This window comes from Bradyrhizobium sp. RP6, from assembly GCF_003837805.1.
GTDB lineage: Bacteria > Pseudomonadota > Alphaproteobacteria > Rhizobiales > Xanthobacteraceae > Bradyrhizobium.
The window spans coordinates 428,217-454,497 of record NZ_RQIT01000002.1; the positions used below are offsets into that span (position 1 = coordinate 428,217).

Below are 26,281 nucleotides of genomic sequence, written 5' to 3' on the forward strand. Positions count from 1 at the left end.
TGCTCGTGCAGCACGGCGAAGACAAATGACGCTTTATCCATGTTGTTGCGTTGATTTACAGCAACCGCACGCACGCCAGCCGGATGTCATCTGACATCTCCAGCTACTGGTGGAGCATCGAGCGAATGCGACCCATTCGCGTTCTGCCTCGGTCAAGCCGGCCTGCTGTCCGCTGCCAGAAGCTTTGCTTCGCCGTCAGCGCGAGGGGGCGCAGCAGGCGAAGCAATGACTTAAGATGCAAGCAGGGCGGTGCGCGCGATGCATCTGGATGGGTGGCAGAGCCTCACTGCGCGCGGATGTTGGCGGCCTTCAGCACCGGCTCCCATTTGGCCGCCTCGGCATGCATATAGACATCGAAGTCCTTGGCGGAGGAGCCGACCGGCGCTGCGCCGATCTTGCTGAGCGTCGACAGCACGCCGGCATCCTGCAGCGCGGCCTTCAGATCGGTTTCGAGCTTGGACACGATCTCCGGCGGCATTTTTGCCGGCCCAAGAACGCCCCACCAGACCGAGACGTCGTAGCCGGGCACGCCGGCCTCGGCGATGGTCGGCACATCCGGCAGCGCCTTCGAGCGTTCGGCGGAGGTTACCGCCAGCGCGCGGACCGGGCCGCCTTCGAGCTGGCCGATCGCTTCGGCAAGCGGATTGATGCTGAGAGGAATCTCGCCGGCGATCACAGCCGTCAGCGCCGGTGCGCCGCCCTTGTAGGGGATCGCGACGATCTTGGTGCCGGACATATACTTCAGCAGCTCGCCCGCAAGATGCGCCGAGGTGCCGTTGCCGGACATGCCGTAGGAGAGCTTGTCCGGCTCCTTCCTGGCGGCGGCGAGGAGATCGCCGAGTGTCTTGTAAGGGCTGTCCTTGGCCACCACGATCGTGAGCGGGGACGAGGCGACCTCGGTGATTGCGGTGAAATCCTTGAACGTGTCGTAGGGCACGCTCGAATAGATGAACTGGTTGAGCGGATGGCCGCTCGCGACCAGGATCAGAGTGTAACCGTCGGGTGCGGATTTTGTCAGCGTCTGCGAGGCGACGATGCCGCCCGCGCCAGGACGGTTGTCGATCACGGGCTGCTGCCCCCAGGTCTTGGCCAGCGCCTGGCCCAGCGTGCGCGCGAGCACGTCGACCGCGCCGCCGGCCGCGTAGGGCACCAGGATGTGGACCGGCTTGCTCGGATAATTTTCCGCCCGCGCCGCGCTCCCCGTCAGCAGCAGGCCGACACCCAGGATCAAACCGCCGATCTTCTTGTTCAAACCCAGCATATTTCCCTGCACTCCTTAAGGGCATTCACGCGCCTGCCGGCGGTCTCCAAGCCGTCTCGACTCTCTATCCATGATCCATGGTTTTTGTTGACGAGACCTGATCTTTTGTACGATAGTACAAATCACATGATACGCAAGCCCACCAGCAAGGAAACGGCACGCAAGCCGAACATGCGCGAGGCGATCCTCGCCGCGGCCGAGGAGCTGTTCGCCACCAACGGCTTCAATGCCGTGTCGGTGCGAGATATCGCGCATGCCGCCGGGGCCAATCCGGGCAGCGTGACATATCATTTCAAGACCAAGGACGGTCTGCTGCTGGAGATCTACCGGCGACATTGCGGGCCGATGAACCTGCGCCGTTCCGAACTGCTTGCCGCTGCCAGGCGCGTGCGCGATCTCCAGGACCGGCTGGAGGCGATCGTGCGCGCCTATGTGGTGCCGGCCTTCACTTCGGGCAGCGACCTTGCCGGCGGGGGCGCGCGCTTCACGCGGCTGCGCGCGGTGATGTCGGCGGAAGGCAACGAGGTCGCGCGAAAGATCATCGCACAGACCTTCGACGACACCAGCCACGCCTTCATCGACGCGATCCACGAGAGCCTGCCGCATATTCCGCGTACCGATATCGTCTGGCGCAGCCATTTCTTGCTGGGTGCACTCTATTATTCGCTGGTGACGCCGGAACGCGTTTCGCGCCTGTCGCGCGGCGAGGCCGACGGCAGCGATGCCGCAGGCGCCATCGAGCAATTGGTGCAGGCGACTGTCGCCGCATTGCAGGCGCCGGCGTTGGACCAGGTCGCGCCGGCGCGGCGGCGGCCGGTCGCCAGCAGCAAGACTTGAAACAAGCGGTTTCGCTTCGGCGGTTCACCTGATGACGATGATGTACACGCCGACCATTCCGCCGCCCGATCCGAATACGCGCACGCCGAAGTTCAAGCTGCCGAAGCTGTCCTGCGACGCGCATTGCCACATCTTCGGGCCTGCTGCGAAATATCCTTACGCGCCGGATCGTTCCTACACGCCGCCCGACGCGCCGCTGGAGGATTTCCGCATCCTGCACGCCAAGCTCGGCGTCGAGCGCGCCGTCATCGTCAATGCTAGCGTGCACGGCACCGACAACACTGTCGCGCTAGATGCCATCGCGCAGAGCAACGGCGCCTACCGTGCCGTCGCCAATATCGACGATACCATCACCGAATGTGGGCTTCGCGTGCTGCACGATGGCGGCTTTCGGGGCTGCCGCTTCAACTTCGTGCGCCATCTCGGCGGTGTTCCCGACAAGCGTGTCTTCGACCGCATCGTCGCGATGGTCACGCCGCTCGGCTGGCACATCGATCTGCACTTCGATGAGATCGACCTGCCGGAATATGCCGACATGCTGACAAAGCTGCCGCTGAGCTACACCATCGACCACATGGGCCGGGTGAAGGCTGCTGACGGGCTCGATCAATTGCCGTTCAGGATTTTGATCGAGCTGATGCAGCGCGACGAGAAGTGCTGGGTCAAGATCTGCGGCTCGGAACGGGTCTCCTCGGCCGGTCCGCCGTTCACGGATGCGGTGCCGTTCGCGCGAAAGATCGTCGAGACCGCGCCCGACCGCGTCATCTGGGGCACCGACTGGCCGCATCCGAACGTCAAGGTGATGCCGAATGACGGCGACCTCGTCGATCTGATCCCGCTGTTTGCGCCGGAGCCGGAATTTCAGGAGAAGATCCTTGTCCAGAATCCGGCGCGCTTGTTCGGGTTCGAGGCGTGACGGCGTTCTCGCGATCGACAGGCTGTGCGGGAATCCGTTGCCGGCGCTGCGCCGGCCAATGCATGTGAACGGAAGGAGCAACCCATGAAAACAGGTCTCGTCGTCACCGCGCATCCCGGCGATTTCGTCTGGCGCGCCGGCGGTGCCATCGCACTGCATGCGAAGAAGGGCTATCGGATCAAGATCGTCTGCTTGTCCTTTGGCGAGCGCGGCGAGAGCCAGTTCGCCTGGAAGGAAAAGGGCGCCACGCTGGAATCGGTCAAGGCCGGCCGCAAGGACGAGGCGGAGCGGGCGGCCAAGCTGTTGGGGGCCGAGATCGAGTTCTTCGATTGCGGCGATTATCCGCTCAGGCTGACAGAAGCGCATTTCGACCGCATGGTCGACATCTACCGCGAGCTCAATCCGAGCTTCGTGCTGACGCACGCGCTGGAAGACCCCTATAATTTCGACCATCCGAACGCAGCGCATTTCGCGCAGGAGACGCGCGTGGTCGCGCAGGCGATGGGCCACAAGCCCGGCGCGCAGTACAAATACTCCGCGCCGCCGGTGTTCCTGTTCGAGCCGCACCAGCCCGAGCAGTGCAACTACAAGCCGGACACGATCCTGAAGATCGACGAGGTCTGGAAGGAGAAGTACGAGGCGTTCCAGATCCTGGCCGCACAGAAGCATCTCTGGGGCTATTACGAGCGCGTCGCGCTCAACCGCGGCATCCAGGGCAGCCGCAACACTGGCGTTCCCATGACCTATGGCGAGGCCTATCAGCGCCTGTTTCCGACCGTGGCGGAGGAGCTCGCATGAAGCCGGTCGTCGTTCGCAACATCAAGCGGGCCGATCCCGCTAACATGGCGGCGTATGGCGTCTCGACCGTACACGAGGCCTATGGCCGCATCGGCCTGATGAAGCCATATCTGCGTCCCGTCTGGCCGGGCGCGGCGATTGCGGGGCCTGCCGTTACGGTGCTGGCGCAACCGGGCGACAACTGGATGATCCATGTCGCGGTCGAGCAATGCAGAACAGGCGACGTCCTCGTCGTCGGCTGCACCACTGACAACACCGACGGCATGTTCGGCGAGTTGCTTGCGACGTCGCTGCAGGCGCGCGGTGTGCAGGGGCTGATCATCGACGCCGGCTGTCGTGACGTCAAAGCGGTGCATGAGATGCGCTTTCCAGTGTGGTCGCGCGCGGTATCGGCCAAGGGGACGGTGAAGGCGACGCTCGGCTCGGTCAATGTCCCCGTGGTTTGCGCCGGTGTGAACGTCGACCCCGGCGACATCGTCGTGGCCGACGACGATGGCGTGGTGGTGGTGCCGAAGCGCTATGCGGCCGAGGTGGCCGAAAGGGCGAAGAAGCGCAACGCGGATGAAGACGGCAAGCGTAAGCGCCTCGCCTCAGGCGAGCTCGGCCTCGACATGTACAACATGCGCGAGGCCTTGGCGAAGGCCGGCCTTGTCTATGTCGACACTCTCGAGGACGTCTGAAGCAAGTCACGGAGCGGGCGGATGAATCGTCTCAAGCTGAAGGCCGTGCTCGGCAGCCACCCTCACGTCAAGGCCGTGAAGAGCGGCGAGCTCCGCGCCGATCTGTTCGATCTCGACTTCATCGAGTACACACCGACCAACACGGCGTTCAAGCCGATGGTGCGCGAGCAGGCCTTCGACGTCTGCGAGATGGCGATCGTCACCTATCTGATGGCGAAAGCGCATGGCAAGCCGCTGGTGCTGCTGCCGGCGACGATGCTGGGCCGTTTCCAACATTCCTACGCGTTGTACAATCCCGCCCAGGGAACGCTCGGTCCGTCCAACCTCGAAGGCAAGCGCGTCGGTATCCGTTCCTTCACGACCACGACGGGCGCCTGGATCAGGGGCATCCTCGCCAACGACTACGGCGTCAAGCTCGACAGGATCCGCTGGGTGACCTTCGAGGATCCGCACGTGGCCGAATATGTCGACACAACCGCGCGCGCGCCGAAGGACAACAAGATCCTGCAGATGCTGATTGACGGCGAGCTCGATGCCGTGCTCGGCGAGACCTCTGATGATCCCAAGCTGAAGCCGCTGTTCCCTGATCCCGCCGCCGAAGCCGCCAAATGGTATGGCCATCGCGGCGTCGTGCCGGTCAACCATCTCGTGGTCGTGACCGAGCAGCTTGCGAAATCGCGACCCGACGTGGTCGCGGGCGTCTATGATCTGCTCAAGCGGAGCAAGGAGCGGGCAGGGCCCGCGGCGACGCCCGACCTCGTTCCGTTCGGGATCGAGGCGAACAGGAGATCGCTCGAGCTGATCGTCGACTACGCATTCCAGCAGGCGCTGATCCCGCGGCGCTACGCGGTCGAGGAGCTGTTCGACGCGACGATTGAAGGACTGAACTGATGGCAGGTGATCCCAGGCGCTGGCAGATCGGACTGGTCGGATACGGCGAAGTCGGCAGGATCCTTGCCGAGGATTTGCGCCAGCAGGACATCAAGGTCGCCGCCTACGACCTCAAGCTCGGAGGCGAGCAGAGCGCTTCGCTCAAGGAGCATGCAGCGAAGTTCGGCGTGACCCTCGTCGCCTCTCATCCCGCGCTGACCGCGAAATCCGACTTCATCATCTCGGCGGTCACGGCGAGCCAGGCCGTTCCGGTCGCAAAGGCGTGCGCGGCTGCGATCAACCAGGGCACCTGGTTCCTCGATTTCAATTCGGCCTCGCCCGCCGCCAAGCAGCGTGCGGCTGCGCTGATCGACGGCGCTGCCGGGCGCTATGTCGAGGGCGCGGTGATGACCTCGGTGCCGCCTTATCGCATCAAGGTGCCGCTGCTGCTCGGCGGTCCCGGTGCGAGAGAGCTCGAGCCGCTGCTGAACGCGATCGGTTTCGCGGCGAAGGTCGCGAGCGATGAGCTCGGCGTGTCGTCGGCCGTGAAGATGTGCCGGAGCATCATGATCAAGGGCCTCGAGGCCATGGTCATCGAAAGTTTTACCACCGCGCGCGCTTACGGCGTCGAGGATGCGGTGCTGGCGTCACTCGTGGAAACCTTTCCCGGCATTGATTGGGAGGAGCAGGGCGCCTACGTCTTCCAGCGTGTGATCGAGCACGGCCGTCGCCGCGCCGAGGAGGTGCGTGAGGTCGCCGAAACCGTGCGCGAGGCGGGTTTGACGCCATGGTCCGCGCAGGGCACTGCCGAACGACAGGCCTGGGTGGCTGATCTCGCCGATGAAGGGCTGTTCGGCGCCAGGGGCACGAAAGAGTTCGCCCGCAGCGCGGATTGGCGGACCGAGGCGGACCGAATCCTCGCGAAGATCAATCGCACCAAGTAGTCAGCTCAGGACCGCGCCGCTTTCCTGAAAGCTCACGACCTGATCGCGGGCGCGTTCAATCAGGTCGATCAGATTTCTCGATTTGCGGACGAGCTGTTCGGTAGCCGGCTGCGTGCGGAATTCCGCCAGCACGGCGTGAACGCATTTGCTGGCGGCGTCGAGCGTCCAGAGCGTGCGGTTCACGTCGTCCTGCGTCTGGATCGCCAAGATATCGAGACCAGAAAGAACCTGGCCGATGCCGTCGAGCCGCTTCACCGCCGTATCTGCGGGCGCCTGGGCCTGGACGGAATGATAGTCGATGCTACTGAATGCGCTGAACATGCCGATATTTCCACACTGAACGGAGATGGTCAGTGCAGATCGTAGTTATTACCGGCGTCGCCGGTCTCGCAACGCGTTTGGCTACGGTCCGGGATTCTACCGATCTCGGGTGGGCTCGAGCCGCGGTAAAGTCGAACTGAAGTAGCTCCACGGCCAGACGGGTCTCCCGACGATCTTACCGCTGAAAGGGCGTCGACCTTGTCAGCGGACGGAACGCTCCTCCGGCGTCGCGACGGATGCGGAACGTCCCGCGTGCGGCGTCACGCGATGTCCGGGATATCGAGCGGAACCGCTCTCAGTTCTTGGGATTGAACAGGGTGGGCCGCTGCCGCGCAAATGTCTTTCGGCCGGCCTTGAAGCCCATCAGGACGTCGGGTAGCTCGGCGACAGCGAAGCGGCTGTCTCGTGTATCGAGCACGATGAGGTCGGCGGGATTGCCGATCTTGATGCCGTAATCACCAAGGTTCATCAGCCGGGCCGGCAGTTCGGTCACGAGATCGAGGCAGGTGTCGAAATCGCTCACCGAAGCGTGTGCGACATTGGCATAGAGATTTGCCATGCGCAGCAGCGAGGCGTCGCCGAACGGCGTGAAAGGATTGAGCACGTTGTTGGTCGCGACCGAGCACAGGACGCCGTCGCCCGCAAGCTTGTGGGCGAGCGTCAGCCCGCGTGGCGCGTTGTGGGTGGCCTCGCGCCCCATCAGATAAAGATCGGTCGCGGGTAGCACGGTGACCGCAACGCCGGCCCTCGCCAGTTGCGCGGTGGCAACCTTCATGCGTTCCGGCGGCAGTGCGGAGAGTTTTGTCGCATGGCCGATCGCGACACGTCCCTGATAGTTGCGCCGCTCGGCCTGCCGGCAGACCTGATCGAGATGCCACCAGGAGGGATCGAGGTCGAAATCGAGATGGAGATCGACGTCGACGTCGAATTCCTGCGCGAGATCGAAGATGCGCTCGAGATGCGCATTCGGGTCGGTGTCCATGTAGGGACAGCCGCCGATGGCCTCCCCGCCATTGCGCAACGCCTGGATCAGCAGTTCCTCGGCTCCGGGATCGTTGGTCAGGCCCTCCTGCGGGAAAACGCAGAGTTCGAGGTCGATCGCCCAGGCATAGTCGCGCTTCAGCGACTTGAGCGCCTCGAAGCCGCGCAAGCCGATGCGCGGATCGATCTCGACATGGGTGCGCATCCGCATCGTGCCGTACGCGATGGCGCGTTCGAGCACGCTTGCGCCGCGCGCGTAGACGTCCTCGACCGTGAAATCCTTCTTCATCCCGGCGACGGCGCGGATTGCCTCCGAGACGCTGCCGTGATCGTGCCTGCAGCGGCCGAGCAGGCAAGCCTTGTCGAGATGGATGTGGGTGTCGACGAAGCCGGGCAGGGCGAGGCGGCCGCCGACCTCGACGGCCTCGCAGGAAACCCCTTCGCAGGTCAGCTTTGGCGCGATCGCGGCGATGCGGCCGCCTTTCACGCCGATATCGACGGGTGCGGCGGATGAGCGCAACAGCGCGTTGCGGAAGATCAGGTCGAAGGCGGTCTCAGTGGTCATGGTGTCGGATTCAGCGTTGGCAACCTAGCGGAAGCTGGAGAAACAGGCAGCTCCAGATTGTGTGCAGTTGTGGGCTCGATTGTTCAAAAAATGTGCATGCACTTTGCGTCCTCGATCGTAAGATATCTCCTACCTGGAGAACCCCGCTATGTCCGCCCCCGCAGAAGCTGCACGCCCGATGACCGACGCCGAGATCGTCGGAGCCTATCTCACGGCGTCGATGATCCCCGATCCCGATGCCGCGGCGGCCTATATGAAGCCGGGCACGGTGATCACGTTTACCGGTGGGCGCGCGTTCGATCATCCGCGCGGGCCGACCGGCTTCAACGCGAAACGTTATCGCTGGGTCAAGAAGAAGATGGATCGGTTCGATGTCTGCCCCGGTGCGGACGAGACCGTCGTCTACAGCGTCGGCACGCTCTACGGCGAGTGGATGGACGGCACGCCATTCGAGGGCAATCGCTATGTCGATCGCTTCGTGGTGAAGGGCGGCCAGATCGTAAAGATGGACGTGTGGAACGACAGCGCCGAGCGGATCCTCGTTCAGCGCGGCATCGAGGCTTAGCCCCTCCGCGCGATTTTCGGCAGCTTGACGACGCGATCGCTCGTCACCTCGTCGGCATAGGGCGCGAGAATATCGAGCAGATCGCGGCCGCGCTGGGGAGTCGGGGCCACCAGCGCGCGGTTGGCCACGGAATCAAGGTGATGGTGCATCAGCTCCATCACCTTGGCCTCGTCGCCCTTGGCGAGCGCGGAGATGATGGCGCGGTGCTCGTTGATGGCACATTCGCTGGAATGCGGCCGGCTGTAGAGCGACAGCGTCAGGCAGCAGCGATAGGCGACCTCGCTGACATAGCGCACCAGGATCGGACTGTTCGTCATGTGGGCGAGCAGGATGTGAAATTCGGTAGCGAGCCGGATCGAGACCGCATCCGTGCCGCCGCGCGCCCGATCCTCGGCGTCGACATGTGCGTTCAGCTCGGCGATCTGCGCCCTGGTCAGCCTGCCCGCGAGCTGGCGCACGACGAGCCGCTCGAGCTCGATGCGGATGTCGAAGGCATCGCGCGCCTCCTGCCAGCTCGGCGTCGCCACCACCGCGATCCGGTTGCGGCGGAGCTCGACCAGGCCCTCTGCGGCGAGCTGGCCCAGCGCATGGCGGGCAATGGTGCGGCTGACGCCGAAGCGTTCGCCGAGCGCGTCCTCGGGCAGTTTTGCGCCGGGCTCCAGCGCCTGCTCGATGATCGCGCGCCTGAGTGCGCGGCAGATCACGCTGACCTTGTCCGACGATTCAGAAGTCTTGCTGCTCGCGCGCGCCGCCATCGGCGAATCCTTGGGATGGGTCTGAGCCTCTGTTTAGCACAGTCCCGCTGCGATCCGGCGCTCCAATTGCATGCAGTTTGATGTCCGGATTGCCTAAATCGACTCCGGCCGTTCGCCGGGGGCATTTGGCAAATCATTGATTTTGCGATAACCGCTGGCTGGCACCCAGCTTGCATGCACTTTGGCTGTGATGCGCATGCAACCCAACGCCCAATTTGACGGCCAGCCCGTTCCCGAAGGCGCCACCGCCACGGCCATCGAGCTGTCCGAGGCTTCCGTGACCTTCGGGCGCGGCGACCGCGCCGTGCCCGCCCTGTCGAAGACCACCCTGAAGATCGCCGACGGCGAGTTTGTCGCACTGGTCGGCCCGTCAGGATGCGGCAAATCGACCATTCTACGTCTCGTCAGCGGCCTCGTGCAGCCGACCAGCGGCGTCGTCATCGTGGGTGGCCGCGAAGTCGCGGCGCGCGCGATGCGGGTCGGCATGGCCTTCCAGAATCCGACCATGCTGCCGTGGATGACCATCGAGCGGAACATCATGCTGCCGCTGAAGATCGTAGAGCCGTTCCGCTCGAATTTTCGGAAGCTGCGCAAAACCGAATTCCGTGACAAGGCCAACGCGCTGCTGGAGCAGGTCGGCCTCAACGGCTTCGGCAACCGTTATCCCTGGCAGCTCTCCGGCGGCATGCTCCAGCGCGCCAATCTCTGCCGCGCCCTGATCCACGAACCGCGCATGCTGCTGCTGGATGAGCCGTTCGGCGCGCTCGACCAGTTCACCCGCGAAGAGCTGTGGGCGATCCTCCAGAACCTCTGGATGACGCACAAGCCGACGGTGCTGCTGGTGACGCACGATCTACGCGAGGCTGGCTTCCTTGCCAGCCGCATCTGTGTGATGAGCGCGCGCCCTGGCCGCATCCTCGACGACAGCCGCGTCGGGTTTGCGCGCCCGCGCACCGTCGCCATGACGTTCGAGCCGGAATTCGTCGCGCTGAACCAGAAGCTGCGGACCTTCATCGAGGATGCGCGCAGCGCGGCTGAGCAGGAGGCAGGCTGATGTTCGGGATCGATGTCAGGCAGAAGGCGTGGTCGGCGGGGCTGATCGTGTTGTTCTTCGTCGCCTGGGAGCTGTTCTGCCTGATGACGGGCATGTCGGATCTCGTGCTGCCCCGACCCTCGCAGGTGTTCTTGACGTTGTTCCAGCGCTTCCCGGTGCTGTGGCCGCACATCGTGCAGACGCTGGCCACCACCATGTTCGGCTTCGTCCTCGGCGTCGCGCTCGGCGCGATCATCGGCGTATCGAAGACGGCCTATGACACCTGCTATCCGCTTTTGATCGGCTTCTCTTCGATCCCCAAGGTCGCGGTGGTGCCGATCTTCGTGCTGTGGTTCGGCTCCGGCACGGTGCCGGCGGTGCTGACCGCACTGTCGATCTGCTTCTTCCCGATCGTCGTGAATATCGCCACGGGCCTTGCGACCACCGAGCCCGAGCTCGAGGACGTGCTGAAGGCGCTCGGCGCCAGCAAGCTCGACATCCTCTGGAACGTCGGCCTGCCCAGGACCATGCCCTTCTTCTTCGCTTCGCTGAAGGTCGCGATCTCATACGCTTTCGTCGGCGCGGTGCTGTCGGAGACGGTCGCCTCCAACCGCGGCATCGGCAACGTCATGATGACCGCGTCCTCCAATTTCAACGTGCCGCTGGTCTTTGCCGGCCTGTTCGTGCTCGCCGGGCTCGGCGTCGCACTCTACGTCGTATTCTCGTTGATCGAGGGGCGGGTTACCGGCTGGGCGACGCGCAAGAACGACGTGATCGCAACCTGAATTCCTGAACCGTCACGCAACGAAGCTGAGGAGGTCTCGATGTTGAGGAAATTAAGTGCGGCGCTGGTGGGGTTGGCGCTGTCCGCAGGAGCCGCCATGGCGGAAGAAACTACGATCAAGTTCACGCTGGGCTGGAAGACCCAGGGCAGCGACGCTGCGTTCTTCTATGCCAAGGACAACGGCCTCTTCAAGGAGGAGGGCCTCAACGTCATCATCGACCAGGGCGAGGGCTCCGGCGCCACCGTCACGCGTGTGATGTCCGGCGCCTATGACGCCGGCTTCGGCGACGTCAACGCCATCATCCAGAACGCCTCGAGCAAGCCGCAGGAGGCGCCCGTCATGGTCTACATGATGTGGAACCAGCCGCCGTTCGCGATCGTCGCCAAGAAGACCAGCGGCATCAACACCATCAAGGATTTCGAAGGCCATACGCTCGGCGGCGCGCAGGGCACGCCGACGACGCGCCTGTTGCCGGTGTTCACCCGCAAGAACGGGCTCGACGGTGAGAAGATCAAGATCTCCAACATGGCGCCGAACTTGCAGGAACCCATGCTGATCAAGGGGGATATCGATGCAGCGCTCGTCTTCAACATCACCAGCTATTTCAACCTGGTGCTCAACCGCCAGGATCCGGACAAGGACTTCAAATGGTTCTCGTTCGGCGAATATGGCCTCGATCTCTATTCCAACGGCGTGATGGTCTCCCGGAAGCTGATCGCCTCGACCCCGAAGGCGGTCGCGGGCCTGGTGCGCGCCATCAACAAGGGCGCGATCGCGGTCGCCAAGGACCAGAATGCCGGCATGAAGGCGGCGATGAACTACGACAATCTCATCAACGCCGATGTCGAGAAGCGCCGGCTGCAATATTCCTTCGAGAAGCTGATCGTCTCGCCGGAGATGAAGGAGATCGGCATCGGCGATATCAAGGACGACCGCATGACGCGCGCCATCGGCATCGTGGTCGAGGGCTATCAGCTCGCCCGTGCGCCGACGCCCGCAGAGGTGTTCTCGCGCGAATTCCTGCCGCCGCGCGCTGAGCGGGAGCTGGTGTATACTGCCAACTGATTTTGGAAGGCGTCATGGCCACGGAGATTTCGGCGAGCTGCCTGTTTCGTGGCCCTGACGTCGGTGTCAGCGACAATGTCGTGCTGCGGCACGATGGCGGCGTCATCACCGAAATCGCGGAAGGAGCGGGGCCTGGACCTCGCTCCTTCGTCATCCCGGCCTTCGTCAACGCCCATGACCACGCCCGTGCCACCGCATCGTCCTTCGGCGCGGTCGGCATGCCCCTGGAAAGCTGGATCCTGCGCACCGCGCTGGGCACGCCAGTTGATCCCTATCTGACCGCGGCCTCTGCGTTGGCGCGTTCCGCCAGGGCCGGCTGCGCGGCCATGATGGTGCACTACACGCGTCCGAGCGGGACGATGCCCCTGGTCGACGAGGCGAAAGCCGTCGCGAAGGCTGCGTCGGACGTCGGCATCCGCATCGCCTTTGCGATGGCCGTGCGCGACCAGAATCCGATCGTCTATGGCGATGCCGAGCCGGTGCTCTCGGGTCTCTCCGGCGATGATCGCAAGACCGTCGAGGAGCTGTTCGTCCGCGCGCCGATGCCGCCAAAGACGTATATTGAACTCACGGACGCCATTGCCGCGGCCATCGCCGGTCCGATGGTGGACGTGCAGCTCGGGCCTGCCGGCGTGCAATGGTGCTCGAAGCCGCTGCTGGAAGCGGTGGCGGAGAGTTCGGCGCGGACCGGCCGCCGGATCCACATGCATCTGCTGGAGACCGTGTACCAGCGGGCCTGGGCCGATCGGAATTTTCCGGACATGGTGCCCTGGCTGCGCGACGTTGGCTTCCTCTCCGAGCGGCTGACGCTGGCGCATTGCATCCACGCCCGCCCGGACGAGCTGGAGATGATCGCGGCCTCCGGCGCGCGCATCGTCACCAATTTCAGCTCGAACATGCATCTGCGCTCGGGCCTCGCGCCGATCGCCGCCGCGCACAAATGCGGCTGCGCCATCGCTGTCGGTGTCGACGGGCTGGCGCTCGACGAGGACGACGACATCCTGCGCGAGATGCGGCTGGTGCAGATGGCCCATGGCGGCCTCGGCTTCAAGCAGACGTGGACGCCGGCCGAGATGTTTTCGCTGGCCATCCGCAATGGGCGCCGCGCCACTGGCGCGCCCGGGAGCGGCGAGCTCTTTACCGGAAGCCCCGCCGACTACGTCGTGATCGATCTCGACCGGCTCGACCGCGACCGGATCATGCCGGTCGACCCTATGGCGCTGCTGTTCGCGCGCGGCAATGCGTCCCTGGTGAAGGAGGTCGTCGTCGCCGGCAGAACGATCGTGAGGGACGGGGTCTGTTCCGGCGTTGATCTGCCGGCCATCGAGCAGGAGTTGCGGGCGCTGTATGGGACCGGCGCGGGCAAGCTCGCGAACTTCAAGCGGATGTGGCCAGCCCTGTCGGAGCGCTTGAAGGGCTGGTTCGAACAGCAGCTGACGTGTCAGTGAAGCGCCTTTCGTTCGGGCAGTATCGAATAGCGCGATGGCTGGTAGTCGCTGCCCCGGCTGGCGGACGCCGCATGTGTCGGCTATCACCTCCGCGATCTCTCGTCTCGACCCCGGTCGACGACCCATCTAGGAGCAGCCGATGCGTCTACCCACCCTTATTCTGTCCCTGGCATGTCTTGCGGGCTCAGCCTCCGCCGAGGACCTCACGGGCACGCTCCAGAAGGTCAAGGAGAGCAAGAAGATCACGCTGGGCTACCAGGAGGCCTCGGTCCCGTTCAGTTATCTGGACGGCAACCAGAAGCCGGTCGGCTTTGCCATGGACATCTGCCTCAAGATCGTCGAGGCCGTGAAGAAGCAGCTCGGCATACCCGACATCGCCGTCGACACGCTCGCCGTGACTTCGTCGAACCGAATCCCCTTGATGGTCAACGGCACGCTCGATCTGCATTGCTCGGCGACCACAAACAATGCCGACCGCCAGAAGCAGGTCGCCTTCACCAACACGCACTTCCTGAGCGCGACGCGGTTCGCGGCCAAGAAGGCCGCCAAGATCAACACCATCGACGATCTCAAGGGCAAGGCGGTCACGGCGGTTGCGGGATCGGTCAACCTGACGCAGCTTGCCAAGGTCAACACCGAGCGCAATCTCGGCATCAATGTGATGCCGGCCAAGGACCAGGCCGAGGCCTTCCTGTTGCTGGAGACCGACCGCGCCCAGGCCTACGCGCTCGACGACGTGCAACTCGCCGTCGCCATCGCGCGGTCGAAGGAGCCGCAGGCTTACATGATCAGCGAGGAGGCGTTCTCGAAGCCGGAGCCCTACGGCATCATGCTGCGGCGGGAGGATGCGCCATTCAAGGCACTCGTCGATCGCGCCACGGAGGAGCTCTACGCCAGCCCCGAGATCGAGGTGCTCTACAAGAAGTGGCTGCAATCGCCGACCCCGCCGAACGGCCTCAATTACAACGTCCCGATGTCTCCGGCCTTGCGCAACGCCTTCAAGAAGCCGAGCTCGAGCGCCGATCCTGACGTCTACGTGGTGAACTGAGGCGAAGGAAGAGCGCCTTTCTTACGCGTTCGAGTATTTCTTCAGCTCGAGCCGCGCGATCTGGTTGCGATGGACCTCATCGGGTCCATCGGCAAGACGCAGCAAGCGCGCGGTGGCATAGGCGTGCGTCAGGCCGAAATCGTTCGAGGTGCCGCCGCCACCGTGTGCCTGGATCGCCCAGTCGATGATCTGGCAGGCCATGTTGGGCACGGCAACCTTGATCATGGCGATCTCTGCCTTCGCCACCTTGTTGCCGACCGTGTCCATCGCATGGGCCGCGTTCAGCGTCAGCAGCCGCGCCTGCTCGATCATGATGCGCGCCTCCGCGATGCGCTCCTGCGTCACCGTCTGCTCCGAGACCGGCTTGCCGAAGGCGACCCGGCTCCGCACGCGGCGGCACATCTTCTCGAGCGTGCGTTCGGCCAGGCCGATCAGCCGCATGCAATGATGGATGCGGCCGGGTCCGAGACGGCCTTGCGCGATCTCGAAGCCGCGGCCCTCGCCGAGCAGCATGTTCTCCTTGGGCACGCGCACATTGGTGAACACCACTTCGGAGGCGCGGTCGGGCACGCCGTAGAAGCCGAACACGGGGAGGGGACGCTTCACCTCGATTCCTGATGTCTCCATCGGCACCAGGATCATGGATTGCTGCTTGTGCCGGTCCGGATTGTCAGGATCGGTCTTGCCCATGAAGATGCAGATCTTGCAGCGCGGGTCGGTCGCGTTGGTGGTGTACCATTTGCGCCCGTTGATGACGTAATTATCGCCGTCGCGCACGATCGAGCTCTCGATGTTGGTCGCATCGGATGATGCAACCGCCGGCTCGGTCATGGCGAAGCAGGAGCGGATCTCGCCCGCGAGCAGTGGCTTCAGCCAACGCTCCTTGTCCTTCTCGGTGCCGTAGCGCTCCAGCACCTCCATGTTGCCGGTGTCGGGCGCCGAGCAGTTGAACACCTCGGGCGCGAGGTGCGAGCGCCCCATCACCTCGCAGAGCGGGGCATATTCGAGATTGGAAAGACCCGCGCCGTGGCTGGACTCCGGCAGGAACAGATTCCAGAGCCCCTCGGCGCGCGCCAGCGGCTTCAGCTCCTCGACGACGGGATAGACCTTCCACGGCCCGAGCTCCTCCGCCTCGCGATAGAAGCGCTCCTCGTTCGGATAGATGTGCCCGTCCATGAAGCTTTCGAGCTTGCGCTTGAGCTCGACGACTTTGGGCGACATCGGGTAGAGCATCTTTCGTCTCCTGGATCGAAGGTCGGGGCGGACTTCAGCGCGATGATGCGTCGCTTCACGCGGCGCGGTACTCCCTGAACTTCTCGCGCAGAGCGGACTTCAGCACCTTGCCCGTGCCGGTCATCGGGAATTCATCCAGGAATTCCACCGCGTCCGGCATCCACCAGCTCGCGATTTTTGGGCGCATGTGGTCGAGCAGTGTCTTGCCGTCGACGGTCGCGCCCTTCTTGCGGACGACGAGCAGCAGGGGGCGCTCCTGCCATTTCTCGTGCGCAATCGCGACGACGGCAGCTTGCAGCACGTCGGGGTGAGACAAGGCGATGTCCTCGAGTTGGATCGAGGAGATCCACTCGCCGCCGGACTTGATCACGTCCTTGGAGCGATCGGTCAGGGTGACGTGGCCTTGTGGGTCGATCACCGCCATGTCGCCGGTGATCAGCCAGCCGTCGCGATCGAGGCCTTCCTCCAGCTTCATGTAGCCCGAGGCGACCCAGGGGCCCCGGGCGCGCAGATGACCGACGGTCTTGCCGTCGCGCGGCAACTCGTTGCCGGCATCGTCGACGATGCGCAACGCGGTGCCGAAACAGGCCCGCCCCGAGACCTGGCGTCGATCGAATTTCTCCGTCTCGCTGAGGTGCTCCGAGCCGGGACGCAAGCCCGGCATCGAGCAGCCCAAGGCCTCGGTCATGCCCCAGGCCTGGATATAGTCGATGCCATATTCGCGCTTCAGCCTCTCGACCATCGCGCGCGGCGGCGCCGAGCCGGACGACAGCGTTGCGCGCAGCGTGGAGAATTTGTTGCCGGTGCGGCCGAGCCAGTCGAGCAGGATCAGCCAGAAGCTCGGCACGCCCGCCGAGAGCGTCACCTTCTCGCCTTCGAGCAGTTCATAGAGCTTGTCGGGCTCGTAGTTGCGGCCTGGCAGCACCAGTTTCGAGCCGGTATAGGGAGCTGTGAACGGCATGTTCCAGGCATTGCCGTGGAAGAGGGGCGCCATCGGCATCATCACCTCGCGCACGCCCTCGACATGGCCCGGCAGGAAGTCGAAACTGCAGCAGGTCATGGTCTGCAGGATCGCGGCGCGGTGCGAGTAGATCACGCCCTTGGGATTGCCTGTCGTGCCCGACGTGTAGCAGATGGTCGAGGCGGACTTCTCGTCGAACTCCGGCCAGGCGAAGCCGGCCTCGTTCTCGCGTCCCAGAAGCTCTTCGTAACAATGGACGTTCGCAAGCTTCGTCTCGGGCATGCGCTCGCGCGAGGACATCACGACATAGGCCTCGATCGTCTTGAGCTGCGGCGCGATCGCCTCGACGAGCGGCAATGTGGCGCGGTCGATGAACAGCAGACGGTCTTCGGCATGATTGATGATGTAGACCAGCTGTTCGGGAAACAGCCGTGGATTCACTGTATGCAACACGTAGCCCATGCCCGGCGCCGCGTAGAACATCTCGAAATGGCGATGGGTGTTCCAGGCCAGTGTGCCGACGCGGTCGCCGGGATTCATGCCGAGCCTCTTGAGCGCCAGTGCCATGCGCTTGATGCGGGGATGGGCGTCGGCATAGGTGTAGCGATGGATGTCGCCCTCGATCTCGCGCGCGACGATCTCCGCTTCGCCGTGATAGTCGGCTGCATACTGGATCAGGCCGCTGATCAGAAGCGGCACGTCCATCATCAATCCCTGCATGGTCTCCTCCAGATCGCCGCGTCATTGCATGGCGCAGGCTTGTGATTTTGCGCGCGAGGTTAGCGGAACGCCACGCGGCGTTCACGCAAAAAGCAGCGAGCATGATTGCATGCGGCACTTTTTCAGAGCTAACGTGAGGTGAGCTGCCGGCGAAGCAGCGTTCGCGGTGGAGGAGATGAATGTCAGCGGAAAGACACAAGACCGGCACAACCGGCGCATCTACGGTCGATGTTTCCGCGCTCCGTGCTCGCTACCGCGACGAGCGCGACCGTCGTCTGCGCGCCGAGGGCAAGGCGCAGTATGTCGAAGTCACGGGCGAATTCGGCCGCTATCTCGACGACCCCTGGGCGGATTCCGGATTTGCGCGCGCCGCCGTCAGCGAAGCGACCGAAGTGCTCATCGTCGGTGGAGGCTTCGGCGGTCTGTTGTGTGGTGCGCGGTTGCGCGATGCCGGCATCGAGGATTTTCGTATCGTGGAAAAGGCCGCCGACTTCGGCGGCACCTGGTACTGGAATCGTTATCCTGGCGCCGCCTGCGATACCGAGAGCTACATCTATCTGCCGCTCCTGGAAGAGACCGGCTACATGCCGGTGCGCAAATACGCGCGGGCGCCCGAGATCTATGAGCATTCGCGCCGCATCGGCCGTCATTTCGGGCTCTACGAGCGCGCGCTGTTTCAGACCGTCATCTCGCGGATGACATGGCAGGAGCAGGAGGCACGCTGGCTGGTCGAGACCGATCGCGGCGATCGCATCCGCGCGCGCTTCGTCATTCTGGCCGGCGGTCCGCTGAGCCGTCCGAAGCTGCCGGGCATTCCCGGCATCGAGACGTTCAAGGGCCATAGCTTTCATACCAGCCGCTGGGATTACGGCTACACCGGCGGCGATGCGGACGGTGGCCTGACGGGACTTGCCGACAAGCGCGTCGGCATCATCGGCACCGGCGCCACCGTCGTGCAATGTGTGCCGCATCTCGGCCGTTCGGCGAAGCAACTCTATGTGTTCCAGCGTACGCCGTCCGCGATCGGCGTTCGCGACGACCGCCCGACGGATCAGGCCTGGGCGCAGGGCCTCAAGCCAGGTTGGCAGCGCGAACGCATGGACAATTTTACAGCCGTGATTTCGGGCGAGCCGTTCGAACAGGATCTGGTGCAGGACGGCTGGACCGGCCTGCTCGGCGAGATCCTGCTGGCGCCGCGTCGTCAGCCCCAGCCGGTGACCTCGATGGACGAGGCGCTGAGGGTGATCGAGCAGGCCGACTACCGCAAGATGGAGGAGATCCGCGCCCGCGTCGACGCAGTGGTCGAGGACGAGACGACCGCGGCTGCGCTCAAGCCCTGGTACAAGGCATTCTGCAAGCGACCGTGCTTCCACGACGAATATCTTGATACCTTCAATCGCGCCAACGTGCATCTCGTTGACACCGAAGGGCAGGGCGTTGAGCGCATCACGGAGAATGCCGTCGTCGTCGACGGCAAGGCTTATGAGCTCGACTGCCTGATCTATGCCAGCGGCTTTGAGGTCGGCACCGATTACGCCCGTCGCATGGGCTTCGAGGTCTACGGCCGCGCCGGCATGAGCCTGTCCCAGCGGTGGCGCGACGGCGTCAAGACCCTGCACGGCTTCTACAGCCGCGGCTTCCCGAACTGCTTCCTGATCGTCACGGTGCAGGCCGGACAGAGCGCCAATTTTCCGCACATCATCGACGAGCAATCGCAGCACATCGCCTATGTCATCAAGGAGGCCCGCGCGCGCAACGCGCGCACCCTCGAGCCGACGCTTTCCGCCGAGAACGCCTGGGTCGACGAGGTCGTCAGGGCCGCACTCGGCCGGCAGACCTATCTCGCCGAATGCACGCCGGGCTATTACAATAACGAAGGCGTGTTCGATCCGATCGCGGCAAGAAACAGCCAATATTGGCGCGGGCCGATGGCATTCCTGCGGCTGCTCGACAAATGGCGCAAGGAGGGCAATCTGGAAGGCCTCGAATTGTCCTATGATCAGGCCATGGAGTCGGCACGCTCCACCGGGTAAGATCGCGCTGCCGAACGGTACAGGACAGGAGAGCTAGGGTATGATCAGGGGCAGGGCTGTTGCGGGAGCAGTTTTTAGCGCAATGACGCTGCTCGGTTGCCTGGCATCTTCCGCCGAGGCCGCGCAATGCGGCAGCTCGCCGGCGGGTTTCGAGGCCTGGAAGCGCGAATTCAGCGCGGAGGCGCAGGGCAAAGGCATCGGGCCCACCGCACTGTCGGCGCTGATGCAGACCAATTACGCCAGCGCCACCATCGCGGCCGACCGCGGCCAGCGCAGCTTTTCGCTGACGCTCGACCAGTTCCTGGCCAAGCGCGGCGCCACCACCATCGTTGCCAAGGGACGGCAGCTCAAGCAGACGCACGCTGCCTTGTTCGCTTCGATCCAGCAGCGCTATGGCGTCCCGCCCGGGCCCTTGATCGCGATCTGGGGCATGGAAACCGGCTTCGGCAGCCAGCGCGGCAATCAGAACATGCTGTCGTCGATCGCGACCCTTGCTTATGACTGCCGTCGGCCCGAATTCTTCACCGACCAGCTCTATGCAGCCTTGAAGCTGATCGATCGGGGTACGCTGTCGGGATCAACTCGCGGCTCCATGCATGGCGAGGTCGGCCAGACCCAGTTCATGCCCAAGAACATTCTGGCCTACGGCACCGGCAACCTCGAAGTTGCTGCCAATGCGCTGAACTCGACCGCGAATTTCCTCAAAGCCCATGGTTGGCGCGCGGGAGCCGGGTACCAGCCCGGCGAACCGAATTTCGCCGCGATCGAGGCTTGGAATGCCGCCGGCGTCTATCAGAAGGCAATCGCGCTGATGGGTCGGCAGATCGACGAGGGCGGGGGCGCGGCGGCTTCGCGCTAGAGCATGATCCGGACCGAAGGGCCGCATTCGCGAAAAGTGTGCAGCGGTTCTCCGAAAAGATCATGCTTAAACAATAGCCTAAAGCGCGATGTCGATCTCGTCTCGCTTTAGGCTGCTCAGCAAGGCGTGATGCGCCGACACGAGAAAGTTGTTGCCAACTGGAACCGACGGCACGACGTTTGCTTTGATCAAGTTCAGGGCTGGGCATGAGGAGACTCAACATGGCTACCCAGATCGTGATGGACCAGACTGGCGATACGCGCCACGAGTTTGATCCTGGCAATGCCGAAGCGCTGGCGCGAGCCGAACGGCGCTTTCGGGAGCTGACCGGAGCCGGCTTCACCGCCGCTCTTCGAACCGGGCCCGGCGAAGTCACCCGGATCCGATCGTTCGATCCGACCGCGCAGGAAACGTTGTTCTATCCCCGCCTGGTCGGCGGTTGATCTGAGCTGCCCATGATCGCGGCAGTTTGGCTCCGCGCGCCGGCGCGTGCGCGTCTGCATGCGCTGCGTGAACTCTATCGCCGCTTCTTCGGCGAGAACACGCCGGACGCCCGCGGCCGCCGGCTTCTGGCCGATTGGCTGTCGCCGGCGCAGCGAGCGCAGTTCGAACAGCACCGGTATTTCGACGTCGTCGGCTGCGACACCGGCAGAACCTATCGTATCCACTACGGCACGGCGGCAAATGTGCACGAGATCGACGGCGAAGGGCGCGCGACGATGGGGTGGTGCTTCGTCCCGTCCGGCTTCCTGGTGCCGGGCGACGTGATGCTGGCGCAGAAGATCGCGCTGGAGACGGACGAGAAGGGAGCATTGGCGCTCGCCAACCGGTTTCCGCCGGCCACGCATTCGGAACACTTTTACCGGCGGCCTTTCTAACGTAGGAAATGGCGAGGCGGTAAGGGCGGGGCCGTCAGGAGTGTGAGGAGCGGTAGGCGTCCAGCGCATGCGCCGCGAAGACGCCGATGCTGCAAAGGGCGAGCAGGGCTGAGATCATCTCGATCATAGCTCGTCCTCCCGTGGCGGCTGGGCGACGAGATTCTGGCAGCAGGAATAGTCGTAGATCAGGTCGAGGATGAATTGCATGGTGGCCGTCCCTGTATTTATTTTGACAACCATTTAACCGGCCATCTGTTTCAGGCGTGTTTCGTCGCATCGGGAAAGGGGTTTCGCGTGGAACCCTGCGCTGGTTGACGCGCTGCGGGCACGCTATATCCCGTTGTTGCCCAAGCCTTTTTGGCCGCCTCGTCGGAGCGGCGCATCACACTGCGAGGTAAAATCATGGCGCAGGTCGAGTGGTTCGACGATCTCATCGTCGGAATGCGGTTCAAGTCGCCCGAAGTTCTGGTCACCGAGGCCGATATCAAGCGCTTCACCGCCGAGTTCGATCCGCAGCCGATGCATCTCGACCACGAGGCCGCCAAGACGACCCTGTTCAAGGGGCTCGCCGCCTCAGGATGGCACACTGCCGCGATCGCCATGAACCTCGCAATCCAGACCCGCCCGTTCGGTCCGCATCCGCTGATCGGCGCCAGTGTCGACGGCCTGCGCTGGACGATGCCTGTGCGCCCCGACGACCGTCTGCATCTGGTCGGCGAGGTCATGAGCCTGACGCCGTCCAAATCGAAGCCGCAGGGTATCGCGCTGGTGAAATGGACCATGTTCAACCAGAACGGCGAGGAGGTTTATACCTTTACTCCGATCGCGATCGTGCCGTGGCGGGGGTAGGGCCCAGGCGCGTTCCGTGCGGGCGGCTCCTTGCGAGCCACCGGCAGAGGTGGTCATCTCGGCCCAGAACAACGCTGGAGGCCGGCATGAATCGATTCAGTCTCGGCGCTGCATTGTTTGCGGGCCTCTTGAGCACCTGGCCCGCGCTTGCTCAACAATCCAAAGTCGGCGACTGGACCATCGAGAGGCGCGCGCAAGACACGCACTGCAATGCGAGCCGCGGCTACAAGGACAAGGATGACGAAAACCGCGACTACGTCGTCGTGATCACTTATTCCGAGCAGGCGATCGTGATGATCTACGATGGTTGGGAATGGGACAAGTTCGGCGAGGTCCTCCGGGCCGACCTCGGCACCGATGACGCCGACATCATGAAGAAGGCCAAATGGGAGGTCATGGACAAGACCACCTTGCGCGGTATCTTCGCATACGACCAATCGATCATGGATCGCCTCGCGAAGGCCAAGCACCTCACGCTCGATTTCGAGGACGACGATGACGACAGCATCGAGATGCAGATCCCGCGTGCCGGCGAGGCGCTGGCAGCGCTGAAATTCTGCGAGGAGAACCGGAAATAATCGATCCGATCTCGTTGGTCCCGCCGGGGGGCGTGCCGCGGCGGGACGCGGTTCACTCGGCCGGCCCCTGGACCGGCGCCGCGCTGATGTCGCTGCCGTGATGGATCAACGGCTTCATGCCCGTGACGGTCCGCAGCAGCACATAGAACACCGGCGTCAGGAACAGGCCGAACACGGTGACGCCGATCATGCCGGAGAACACGGCAACGCCCATGGCTCGCCGCATTTCCGAGCCGGCGCCGGTCGAGAGCACCAGCGGCAGCACGCCCATGATGAATGCCATCGACGTCATCAGGATCGGGCGCAGCCGCAAGCGACTGGCTTCGATCGCGGCCCGGATCGGCGTGCGGCCGGCGAATTCGAGCTCCCGCGCGAATTCGACGATCAGGATCGCGTTCTTGGCGGAGAGGCCGACCAGCACGATCAAGCCGATCTGGGTGAAGACGTTGTTGTCGCCCTTGGAGATCCAGACGCCGAACATTGCTGCCAGGAGGCCCATCGGCACGATCATGATGATCGAGAGCGGCAGGGTCAGGCTCTCATAGAGCGCGGCCAGCACCAGGAACACCAGGAGGATCGCCAGCGGGAACACCCAGACGCCGGAATTGCCGGCGATGAACTCCTGGTAGGTCAGGTCGGTCCATTCGAAGGCAAAGCCCGGCGGCAGCACCTCAGCGGCGATTCGCGTCGCCACCTCCTGCGCCTGGCCCGACGAGAAACCCGGCGCAGCGGCCGCGTTGATGTCCGAGGACAGGAAGCCGTTGTAGCGGATCGCGCGCTCCGGCCCCGCGCTCTGGCGGATCGTGAGCAGCGCAGACAACGGCACCATGTCGCCGGAGGACGAGCGCACCTTCAACTGCCTGATGTCGTCGGCGCGCGCGCGGAACGGCGCGTCGGCCTGAACCCGGACGGAATAGGTGCGGCCGAACTTGTTGAAGTCGTTGACGTAGTAGGAGCCCAGGTAGATCTGGAGCGTGTTGAACACTTCCGTCACGGGCACGCCGAGCTGGAGCGCCTTGGTACGGTCGATGTCGGCGAACAGCTGGGGCACGTTGACCTGGAAGCTCGAGAACACGCCGGCGATCTCCGGCGCCTTCTGCATCGCGGCCATGAATGCGTTCGTCGCTTCGTTCAGGGCGTCATAGCCGAGACCGGCGCGGTCCTCGATCTGCAGCTTGAAGCCGCCGATGGTGCCGAGGCCGTTGACCGGCGGCGGCGGGAACATGGCGATGAAGGCTTCCTGGATGCCTGCGTACTTCTTGTTCAGCTCGGCCGCGATGGCGGGGCCGCTGAGCGAGGGATCCTTGCGCTCGTCGAACGGCTTCAGCGTCGAGAACACGATGCCGGCGTTGGACGAGTTGGTGAAGCCTGAGATCGACAGGCCAGGGAAAGCCACCGAGCTCTCGACGCCGGGCTGGGTCAGCGCGATGTCGCTCATCTTGCGGATGACTTCTTCCGTCCTGTCGAGCGTCGCGCCATCGGGCAGGCGAGCGAAGCCGACGAGGTACTGCTTGTCCTGTCCCGGCACGAAGCCGCTCGGCACCTGCTGGAACAACAGGGCAGTGATGCCGACGAGGACCACGTAGAGGCCCATCACCGCAGCCTTGCCCGAGATCACCTTGCCAACGCTGCCGCTGTAGTTCTCGGAGGAGCGCGTGAAGGCCTTGTTGAAGCCGCGGAAGAACCAGCCGAGGCTCTTTTCCATGACCAGCGTCAGCTTGTCCTTCGGCTCGTTATGGCCCTTGAGCAGCAGCGCCGACAACGCCGGCGACAGCGTCAGCGAGTTGATTGCGGAGATCACGGTCGAGATCGCGATCGTCAGCGCGAACTGCTTGTAGAACTGCCCGGTGAGGCCGGAGATGAAGGCGAGCGGCACGAACACCGCGATCAGCACCATGGCGATCGCGATGATCGGACCCGACACCTCGCGCATCGCCTGGTACGTTGCATCCCGCGGCGACAGACCGCCCTCGATGTTGCGCTCGACGTTCTCGACCACGACGATGGCATCGTCGACGACGATGCCGATCGCGAGCACGAGGCCGAACAGGCTGAGCGCGTTGATGGAGAAGCCGAACACGTGCATGACCGCGAACGTGCCGACGATCGACACCGGCACGGCGAGGAGCGGGATGATCGAGGCGCGCCAGGTCTGCAGGAACAGGATCACCACCAGCACGACGAGGGCGATGGCTTCCAGCAGCGTGTGGATGACGGCTTCGATCGAGGAGCGCACGAACTGGGTGGGGTCGTAGACGATCTGGTAGGACACGCCCTCGGGCATGTTCTTCTTGATCTCGGCCATGGTGGCGCGAACGTTGTCGGAAATCTGCAGCGCGTTTGAGCCGGGCGCCTGGAAGATCGGGATCGCCACTGCCTGCTTGTTGTCGAGCAGCGAGCGCAGGCCGTATTCGGAGGCACCAAGCTCGATGCGCGCGACGTCGCGCAAGCGTACCACCTCGCCGCGGGCGCCGGTCTTGACCACGATATCGCCGAATTGCTCCTCGTTCGCGAGCCGGCCTTCCGCGTTGACGGAGAGCTGGAGATCGATACCCCTGACGTTCGGGGAGGAGCCGACCACGCCGGCGGCGGCCTCGACGTTCTGCGCCTGGATCGCCCGCACGATGTCGCTCGCGGTCAGGCTATGCTCGGCCGCCTTCTGCGGATCGACCCAGACCCGCATCGAATAGTCGCCGGCGCCATAAAGCTGGACGTCGCCGACGCCGTCGATCCGCGCCAGCCGGTCCTTGACGTTGAGCACCGCATAGTTGCGCAAGTAAGTCATGTCGTAGCGGCCGTTCGGCGACAGCAGGTGAACGACCATGGTGAGGTCGGGCGACGACTTCTTGGTGATGATGCCGAGCTGGCGCACCACGGCCGGCAGGCGCGGCTCGGCCTGCTGCACGCGGTTCTGTACCAGCTGCGTCGCCTTGTCGGGGTCGGTGCCGAGGCGGAACGTCACGGTCAGCGTCATCGCGCCGTCGGTGGTCGCCTGGCTCGACATGTAGAGCATGTTCTCGACGCCGTTGATCTGTTCCTCGATCGGGGTTGCCACCGTCTCCGCGATCACCTTGGGATTGGCGCCGGGATAGGTCGCGCGCACCACGACGGAGGGCGGCACCACGTCCGGGTATTCCGAGATGGGCATCGCGAACAGCGAGATCAGTCCCGCCAGGAAGATCAGCACCGACAGCACGCCGGCGAAGATCGGACGGTCGATGAAAAACTTTGAGAGGTTCATGGCTTTTGCCCCTGGGCAATATCTTCCCTATCTCCGACCGTTTCACCGTCATTCCGG

Annotated in this window: 25 protein-coding genes; 18 read left to right on the forward strand and 7 right to left on the reverse strand. The window is 64.0% G+C overall.

The features are described from left to right. Window positions 1-283: 283 nt before the first annotated feature. Entirely contained in the window at window positions 284-1,261 is a 978-nt protein-coding gene (locus EHH60_RS06835; protein ID WP_124158694.1) for a tripartite tricarboxylate transporter substrate binding protein, read from the reverse strand. A gap of 126 nt (window positions 1,262-1,387) precedes the next feature. On the opposite strand from EHH60_RS06835, the gene EHH60_RS06840 reads away from it, so the two are divergent. The 6 genes from EHH60_RS06840 (at window position 1,388) to EHH60_RS06865 (ending at window position 6,306) form a co-directional block, all read left to right on the forward strand. Then, window positions 1,388-2,098 carry a TetR/AcrR family transcriptional regulator gene (locus tag EHH60_RS06840; protein WP_124158695.1) on the forward strand — a complete coding sequence of 237 codons (711 nt, stop codon included), beginning with the start codon at window positions 1,388-1,390 and terminating at the stop codon, window positions 2,096-2,098. Between the two features lie 31 nt (window positions 2,099-2,129). Then, on the forward strand, window positions 2,130-3,014 hold the full coding sequence (locus EHH60_RS06845) for an amidohydrolase family protein (protein WP_124158696.1): 885 nt from the start codon (window positions 2,130-2,132) through the stop codon (window positions 3,012-3,014). Window positions 3,015-3,098: 84 nt separating this feature from the next. Next, a complete protein-coding gene (locus tag EHH60_RS06850; protein ID WP_124158697.1) occupies window positions 3,099-3,812 on the forward strand; it encodes a PIG-L deacetylase family protein in 714 nt (237 codons plus the stop codon). Then, on the forward strand, window positions 3,809-4,492 hold the full coding sequence (locus tag EHH60_RS06855; protein ID WP_124158698.1) for a 4-carboxy-4-hydroxy-2-oxoadipate aldolase/oxaloacetate decarboxylase: 684 nt from the start codon (window positions 3,809-3,811) through the stop codon (window positions 4,490-4,492). Before EHH60_RS06850 ends, EHH60_RS06855 begins: the two co-directional genes overlap by 4 nt. Before the next feature lie 21 nt (window positions 4,493-4,513). Then, window positions 4,514-5,383 carry a substrate-binding domain-containing protein gene (locus EHH60_RS06860; RefSeq protein ID WP_124158699.1) on the forward strand — a complete coding sequence of 290 codons (870 nt, stop codon included), beginning with the start codon at window positions 4,514-4,516 and terminating at the stop codon, window positions 5,381-5,383. Continuing rightward, window positions 5,383-6,306: an NAD(P)-dependent oxidoreductase gene (locus tag EHH60_RS06865; protein ID WP_124158700.1), complete on the forward strand. Its 924-nt coding sequence runs from the start codon at window positions 5,383-5,385 to the stop codon at window positions 6,304-6,306. The genes EHH60_RS06860 and EHH60_RS06865 overlap by 1 nt, the downstream gene beginning before the upstream one ends. Here EHH60_RS06865 and EHH60_RS06870 read toward each other — a convergent pair whose 3' ends face one another. Both EHH60_RS06870 and EHH60_RS06875 read right to left on the reverse strand, forming a co-directional pair. After that, the gene (locus EHH60_RS06870; protein WP_124158701.1) at window positions 6,307-6,627 is read right to left on the reverse strand and encodes a hypothetical protein; all 321 of its coding nucleotides are present in this window, start codon (window positions 6,625-6,627) and stop codon (window positions 6,307-6,309) included. Window positions 6,628-6,922: 295 nt separating this feature from the next. Next, entirely contained in the window at window positions 6,923-8,173 is a 1,251-nt protein-coding gene (locus EHH60_RS06875) for an amidohydrolase family protein (RefSeq protein ID WP_124158702.1), read from the reverse strand. A gap of 148 nt (window positions 8,174-8,321) precedes the next feature. Here EHH60_RS06875 and EHH60_RS06880 point away from each other — a divergent pair, with 148 nt between their 5' ends. Then, window positions 8,322-8,738: a nuclear transport factor 2-like protein gene (locus EHH60_RS06880; protein WP_124158703.1), complete on the forward strand. Its 417-nt coding sequence runs from the start codon at window positions 8,322-8,324 to the stop codon at window positions 8,736-8,738. Here the strand turns inward: EHH60_RS06880 and EHH60_RS06885 are convergent. Next, window positions 8,735-9,493, reverse strand: coding sequence for a GntR family transcriptional regulator (locus EHH60_RS06885; RefSeq protein ID WP_124158704.1), 759 nt, complete (start codon window positions 9,491-9,493; stop codon window positions 8,735-8,737). The two genes, EHH60_RS06880 and EHH60_RS06885, sit on opposite strands and share 4 nt — an antisense overlap. Before the next feature lie 196 nt (window positions 9,494-9,689). On the opposite strand from EHH60_RS06885, the gene EHH60_RS06890 reads away from it, so the two are divergent. The 5 genes from EHH60_RS06890 to EHH60_RS06910 all read left to right on the forward strand — a co-directional run bounded on the left by EHH60_RS06890 (window position 9,690) and on the right by EHH60_RS06910 (window position 14,872). Next, window positions 9,690-10,547, forward strand: coding sequence for an ABC transporter ATP-binding protein (locus EHH60_RS06890; protein ID WP_245454425.1), 858 nt, complete (start codon window positions 9,690-9,692; stop codon window positions 10,545-10,547). Then, entirely contained in the window at window positions 10,547-11,311 is a 765-nt protein-coding gene (locus EHH60_RS06895; RefSeq protein WP_124158706.1) for an ABC transporter permease, read from the forward strand. Before EHH60_RS06890 ends, EHH60_RS06895 begins: the two co-directional genes overlap by 1 nt. 39 nt (window positions 11,312-11,350) lie before the next feature. Beyond that, complete coding sequence (locus EHH60_RS06900; RefSeq protein ID WP_124158707.1) at window positions 11,351-12,376, forward strand: ABC transporter substrate-binding protein; 1,026 nt, start codon at window positions 11,351-11,353, stop codon at window positions 12,374-12,376. Between the two features lie 14 nt (window positions 12,377-12,390). Then, window positions 12,391-13,824 (forward strand): amidohydrolase family protein, encoded by a 1,434-nt coding sequence (locus EHH60_RS06905; protein WP_124158708.1) that lies wholly within the window; start codon window positions 12,391-12,393, stop codon window positions 13,822-13,824. A gap of 139 nt (window positions 13,825-13,963) precedes the next feature. Continuing rightward, entirely contained in the window at window positions 13,964-14,872 is a 909-nt protein-coding gene (locus tag EHH60_RS06910; RefSeq protein WP_124158709.1) for an amino acid ABC transporter substrate-binding protein, read from the forward strand. A gap of 21 nt (window positions 14,873-14,893) precedes the next feature. On the opposite strand, the gene EHH60_RS06915 is transcribed toward EHH60_RS06910, so the two are convergent. Both EHH60_RS06915 and EHH60_RS06920 read right to left on the reverse strand, forming a co-directional pair. After that, entirely contained in the window at window positions 14,894-16,105 is a 1,212-nt protein-coding gene (locus tag EHH60_RS06915) for an acyl-CoA dehydrogenase family protein (protein ID WP_124158710.1), read from the reverse strand. A gap of 55 nt (window positions 16,106-16,160) precedes the next feature. After that, window positions 16,161-17,786: a long-chain fatty acid--CoA ligase gene (locus EHH60_RS06920; protein ID WP_124158711.1), complete on the reverse strand. Its 1,626-nt coding sequence runs from the start codon at window positions 17,784-17,786 to the stop codon at window positions 16,161-16,163. Window positions 17,787-17,965: 179 nt separating this feature from the next. On the opposite strand from EHH60_RS06920, the gene EHH60_RS06925 reads away from it, so the two are divergent. The 6 genes from EHH60_RS06925 to EHH60_RS06950 all read left to right on the forward strand — a co-directional run bounded on the left by EHH60_RS06925 (window position 17,966) and on the right by EHH60_RS06950 (window position 22,983). Then, window positions 17,966-19,819 (forward strand): flavin-containing monooxygenase, encoded by a 1,854-nt coding sequence (locus EHH60_RS06925; protein ID WP_124158712.1) that lies wholly within the window; start codon window positions 17,966-17,968, stop codon window positions 19,817-19,819. A gap of 40 nt (window positions 19,820-19,859) precedes the next feature. Further along, the gene (locus EHH60_RS06930) at window positions 19,860-20,678 is read left to right on the forward strand and encodes a lytic murein transglycosylase (RefSeq protein ID WP_124158713.1); all 819 of its coding nucleotides are present in this window, start codon (window positions 19,860-19,862) and stop codon (window positions 20,676-20,678) included. 221 nt (window positions 20,679-20,899) lie between these two features. Continuing rightward, entirely contained in the window at window positions 20,900-21,121 is a 222-nt protein-coding gene (locus tag EHH60_RS06935) for a hypothetical protein (RefSeq protein WP_007592399.1), read from the forward strand. 12 nt (window positions 21,122-21,133) lie between these two features. Further along, on the forward strand, window positions 21,134-21,556 hold the full coding sequence (locus EHH60_RS06940; protein ID WP_124158714.1) for a hypothetical protein: 423 nt from the start codon (window positions 21,134-21,136) through the stop codon (window positions 21,554-21,556). Window positions 21,557-21,958: 402 nt separating this feature from the next. Further along, complete coding sequence (locus EHH60_RS06945) at window positions 21,959-22,405, forward strand: MaoC family dehydratase (RefSeq protein WP_124158715.1); 447 nt, start codon at window positions 21,959-21,961, stop codon at window positions 22,403-22,405. Window positions 22,406-22,491: 86 nt separating this feature from the next. Next, window positions 22,492-22,983 (forward strand): hypothetical protein, encoded by a 492-nt coding sequence (locus tag EHH60_RS06950; RefSeq protein ID WP_124158716.1) that lies wholly within the window; start codon window positions 22,492-22,494, stop codon window positions 22,981-22,983. 52 nt (window positions 22,984-23,035) lie between these two features. On the opposite strand, the gene EHH60_RS06955 is transcribed toward EHH60_RS06950, so the two are convergent. Beyond that, window positions 23,036-26,224 carry an efflux RND transporter permease subunit gene (locus EHH60_RS06955; RefSeq protein WP_124158717.1) on the reverse strand — a complete coding sequence of 1,063 codons (3,189 nt, stop codon included), beginning with the start codon at window positions 26,222-26,224 and terminating at the stop codon, window positions 23,036-23,038. Window positions 26,225-26,281 lie beyond the last annotated feature (57 nt).